Annotated in this window: 1 protein-coding gene and 1 pseudogene; one reads left to right on the top strand and one right to left on the bottom strand. The window is 42.6% G+C overall.

Annotated elements, in window-relative coordinates; translation table 11 throughout:
- Positions 1-456 (top strand): DNA phosphorothioation-associated protein 4 (locus F6K37_RS32965; RefSeq protein ID WP_287254872.1); only part of this gene is annotated, 456 nt, incomplete at its 5' end.
- 516 nt (positions 457-972) lie between these two features.
- Here F6K37_RS32965 and F6K37_RS32960 read toward each other — a convergent pair.
- Positions 973-4477, bottom strand: a pseudogene (locus tag F6K37_RS32960) (LamG-like jellyroll fold domain-containing protein); the annotation flags it as partial.

The following is a 4477-nucleotide window of genomic DNA, read 5'->3' as shown; positions in this document are numbered from 1 at the left end:
TCTAAAGATAAGGCGGCTTTGGTGAAAGACCTAACCGCTTCCGATGGAAAAACTGGACCGTTTCAGACTTATGCTGATGTGATGGTGTTTGCAGCTGCTTTAGGAGTAAAGCGTAAAAAGCGATCGCCCCTGAAGGTAATTTCTAAACGAGAACCTGGTCCGATTGGATTGGAAATTTTTGTCTCAAGGGGATATGAGGTAGTAATTAAATTAATTGCGATCGCTGAGATTCAGGATACAAAAATTCTTTCTTCTATCGATAAAGAGTCTGAGGAAAAACGTATCTATATTTTTGAGGAGTATGCGAATGGAGGGCTTGATATTTTGCGCAATGAGTTGCGGGGAGCAGTAGACTATTCGGAGCGACTTTTGTTAATTTTAAATACTGAGAGGTATAAGAAGAAAGAGTCTATAGAAAATGAGCAACAGGAGTTTGATTTGAGTCGATTTTTGTAATGACAGCTGTCAGCCGTCAGCTGTCAGCTGTCAGCCGTCAGCCGTCAGCCGTCAGCTGTCAGCCGTAACTCATACCAAGTTGCGGTAAAACGTACAACTTTCTCTTCCCCCAATCTCCCAATCTCCCAATCTCCCTATCCAACCAATCTACTATCTTTGAATGCAACTCGGTACCCGGGCGTTGAGGCGGAAAATTAGGGCGAGCCCTTGGGTGGTGCGTTACGGGGCGGGCTATCTCAACACTGGCTACGAGGTTGAACATGATGGCAAGCCCGCCCCTAACGCACCCTACTGAAGTCTTTGTAATCTCAATTAGAGCACCCGAGGAACCACACAAGCAAAACTAATTGACACTCCCCGCTCTCAAGAGACGGGGAGTGTCAATCTGGGAATTATAGCAGTCGCCAGGGCAGTTAGGACATGACAAAAGTCTTAAACCTAAGTAAGCGCAAGAGTTTGACTTCTGACTTCTGACTTCTGACTTCTGACTTCTGCTATACCTGGTCAAACTACAACTTAATCTTCAGTCTGAGTTTCAACTGGATTAGCTTCTGGCAAGGAATAGTCTACTACTGGGAAATATCCCTGATTCAGAACAGCTAAATCATCCTCCAGCTCGGAAGGAATGTCAACCCCATAATAGTGGCAGAGAATGAGAGTGATATCTTTATTGTAAGACATTAAGCTAGGAGCGTACTTGGCTAAAGTATTATTAACCGCTCTCAACAAATTATCATAGCTATCCGCAGAGCTAACCACAAAAGGTTCAAGACGCTTTATTAACTCGTAGTAGCTAGAGATATCCAACTCCTTCATCTCTTTCTCAAGAGGAGGAGTCTCAGCCCCAATTTCTGGCAGAATACGACTGACGAAAGTAACTCGGTGCATCACTCGCCAACAAGAAGGAGTGTTTTCAGGGTCATAAGCTCCCCGTAGAGCAATAGCATTTTTGTCATTGCTTTCATTCAGCCAGATGGGATCAATCACTTTGTTAAACAACTGGTCGTAGTTTTCATTGTCTTCTTGCAGGAAGAAGGTCATAAAACGGTAAGCATCGACTTTCCCTGGACATAATACAGGTTTGCCATCAGCATCATAAACCGGCTCTCCTTTGGAAGGATCTTCGGAATAGTCATATTGCTGAATGTTATTCGAGAGGTTAAAAGTAGTCTTAATCTCGAAGGTTTCTTTATCCTCCTTAGAGCGACTCTTGGTTAAGCTCAATCCTATATTGTTGAATCCATTGGTTTTCTTGCTATGACTGCGAATTTCAAATTTGACATCAAATGAAGAAGCACTACCTAACTGGAAAGAGCCGGTAAAAGACCCTTCAAAAGATTGTGTCCGGGTTTGGGCGGTTTGAGTAGATTGGGAATAAAAACCGCCATCAGCACTCCAGACGTAAGTATTAACAATGTTCTGCTTGGCAAACTTATCTGGAAGTTTCTGATCTGTACCAAACTCACGAACCAAGGCTTCTGTTGTACTTGCAGTAGTTGCAGCTAGACTTCCCATTGAACCACTGAATCCTCCCAGCCAGGCATGAAAGCCTCTTCTGCTACCAATCACTTTGCCATGGACATGCTTCTTATGACGAAAATAATCGTCTATTTTCTGTGTCATGCTTCTCCCTCTTGGATCATGACTAATTAAACTACCTCCAACTCCCACAATTCCTGCAGTTCCGGCAGCTATTGCTGCATCAGACCAGCCATAGTTATCAAAACTATAGGAGACATTAAAGTTTTCGTAATAAGCTGTGAGGTCTTTCTCCTGGCGAGTAATTTGTTCCTTGAGATTATAAGCTTCCTTGGGTTTGAAGTAACTATATTCGCCGTAATCACTAGCTGTTGGATAATCAGGGTCAAGGAAAACAGCACCCTGTTGATCATAACCAATCTTGCCATCAAGAGTACCTTGCTTAGTATATTGGGGGTTAATCTTGAAGGGGATAAGGTTGAAGTCCTTGGGAATGTCTGGGTTAGGGCGAACAGAGTAACTAAACAGAGCATTATTATGCTCAAACCGTAGGGCAAAGATATCCGCTGTGTCAGAAAGAACTAGAGCAAACCCTATATTGTCTGGCAGATAACGAGCTCCTAAAATTGGGTTATAAGCAGGAGGTTCCGAATCCTCATCTGGTAATTGTTGCCAATAACCTTTAAGTTGCTGTTTAGTATTTTCAGTAGTGGTTTCACCAACATCCATCGTTTTTTTGTCAGTGAAGCCATTATCACTGTCTATTTTGTTTTTACTGATTCCAGTTCCTGTAATTTGTGGACTTATAGCTTTACCCAAGCCCAGTGGTGCCAAGACAAAAGTGAGGTCAATCTCTCCTGAATAGGCGGCTTCGTAATCAAAGCCATTTTTGACAGAGTGTTTACGAGAGTGAGAATAAGAATATTTATAGGAATTCACCTCTGTCAATTCTACGGCGGTAGTGCCATCGTAAGTTACTTGATAACTTTTAGGCCCCACAGTCAGGTTTTCACCAGGAACAGGCGGCGCACCTTCAATGAACCCGATAATTTGTGGGTCAAATTGTACTTGAGCCATCCACTGGGTTTTCAGGTTAGCAACTTTGAAGCCATGAACCAGATGCCACTGATTATTGTAAATATAGGTATATAAGCGTTGCAAGCTGCCAGAGGTTCCCCGGCTAGGATCGTTGAACATCACTCCGTAGTCAACCACAGAGGGGAATCCGTCAATTGTAGTTTGATATTGTTGGGTATAGCCATCAATAGCCGAACGCACCAGGGCAATATCATCTCCAATGGGTGCGTTGGAAACTGGTCTGGCGGGTTTATTCCCTTCTTCTGTTGGGAATGTCAGGTCGTTGCCAGTAAAAGATTCATCTTTGAGCAGATCGACATTTTCCGTGAGATTACAAGAGAAATAAGCAATCAGGTCTTTTTTCTCTCCCTTGACATAGGTAAAGAGATTCTCTTGAATTTGCTGCATGGAACGGAAAGTTTTCCATATACGAATTTCCTCCATTTCTCCATGGAGGAAATTCGCCAAGCTATCGTCGTTAGTTTTGACAGCACCCAAAGAAAACTGAGAATTATTTAAGGCTTCACGCACCTCTAATGAGGATTCCAACTCAATAGGTGAATATTCCAACTCAACAGGTTGACCATTGAGGTAGGCAGAGCAGATATTGGCATCAGGGACAGGGGTTTTCTCCCACTGCCAGTTTTCGCCTATAATTTTGGCATTGTGTTCTCCAACAATATCATTAGCAATGTTGCCTTCTTTCTCATTCAATGGCCACCAAGCAACAAGTCCTGGTGATTCCTGTCCATAAAGCCCTTGTCCCAGGGCTTCTGGTTCGAGGGCTACATTCCAAATCCGCACATCAGCAATAATTCCGTTGAAGCCCTCTCCAATCTTCACAGGGAAGTTGCCAATACCAGGGTTTATGTCTTTGATGAGATTGGATTTTTCAGCTTCTTTGTTTTCATCAGTATTTTTACCATAAATGTAAAAGATGATCCGTGTATTGACTTCAGGAATCTGTACCTCTACTTCCTGTTCGTGGTCTCCAATTTCTATGGTCTCAGAATGAGTTTGGTCAACTAATTCTGTTTTGCGTACTACTGCCACTTTTTGTAATTTATTGGCAACAAGGGCTTTATTGGACGTATATTTTTTCCAAGTTCCGTCTTGGTTTTGGAAGGAGAAGACCAAGTATCCACTTTGGTTCATCTCTAACTTATAGCTAGTTAGTTCAGTGTTGTTAGAGCTAACACCTGTTTTAGCTAGTAGGATCGATGCTTTAATTTGAGCAGGCTGACAGAAAAGCTCTAGGGTTAAGTCTTTAGTAATGTTAAGAGCATTAGCATTCGGCACTTCTAGACAATCTGAATCTTGGAATTTGATTCCGAAAGATTGAAAATAGGCGAAGGCTAGCTGAGTCCAACTGTCTTGAAATAATCCTTGCTTACTGCGATAAGTGTGGTTGTCAAATGTAGCAGTTAAGGAAAAAGCTGGTGCTTCTCCTAGCTGTACTGCCCCA

Origin of the sequence: Moorena sp. SIO4E2 (assembly GCF_010671945.1) — a bacterium.
Classification (GTDB): Bacteria; Cyanobacteriota; Cyanobacteriia; order Cyanobacteriales; family Coleofasciculaceae; genus Moorena; species Moorena producens.
This window is presented reverse-complemented; position numbering and strand designations above follow the sequence as displayed.